This window comes from Photobacterium sp. WH77 (genome assembly GCF_022014395.1).
In the GTDB taxonomy this organism is placed as follows: Bacteria; Pseudomonadota; Gammaproteobacteria; order Enterobacterales; family Vibrionaceae; genus Photobacterium; species Photobacterium arenosum.
The window spans coordinates 1-722 of the sequence record NZ_JAKLTE010000058.1 but is presented as its reverse complement, the minus strand read 5'-3'; the positions used below and the strand labels follow the sequence as shown (position 1 = coordinate 722).

The 722-nt window shown below is 53.0% G+C and carries 1 protein-coding gene; it reads right to left on the bottom strand.

Annotation, left to right across the window (positions count from 1 at the left end; all coding sequences use genetic code 11):
- Positions 1 to 722, bottom strand: a 722-nt coding sequence (locus tag L6J37_RS21225; RefSeq protein ID WP_237796522.1) for a transposase, incomplete at both ends; no start/stop codon positions are given.

Here is a 722-nt window from a genome sequence, read left to right as displayed (position 1 = left end):
CTGATTTGCCGTCCGGTCCACTCAACCAGTTCAATATAATCGAACAGGTGAAAAGGCAGTCCTTCTGGCATATTGCTGCGCGGATTGCCCGCGAAGGGAAAAAGATTGGGCGCCGTTGCTTCGTTCTTTTGAAGCGATTTAATGCGCGCTTTAACGGAAGTGTAGGCGGAGGTTTCCGGTGTCTCCGCGATACCGGCCCGGATCGGATTTAAATCGACGTACGCCATGGCGGCAGCTAAAGCATTGTCATCCAGCAATGCCTGGCTTTTGAAGCGGCCTTCCCAAAAATGGCCAGTGCAGTCGTCTTCCTGATTGGCTTTGCTGGCAATGTACTGATTGAGCAGGCGCATGAACCAGCTGATGGAACAAAGCCGCTCGCGCCAGGTTTTGATGAGGGTTAAGCAAGCAGACTGTTCGGCCTCGGATAAGGCCTCGTGCTTCAAAAACCGCTGAATCAGCACAGGGGCGCGATGTAAGGTGAGCCAGCGCTCTATAACTTCATGGTTCGAGAGGCGGTGGGCCTGCTCCTTGTTGATATGCAGAACGACATGGTAGTGATTGCTCATAATGGCGTAGGCGCAAACATCCACACAAAAGACACTGGCAATCCGTTTCAACCGCTTCTCAACCCATCCCCGCCGGTGTTCATAGCTGGTCTGGGTCAGTTCATCGTAGCCGCAAAGAAAGGAGCGGCGAACACAGCGGGAAACACAATGGTAGTA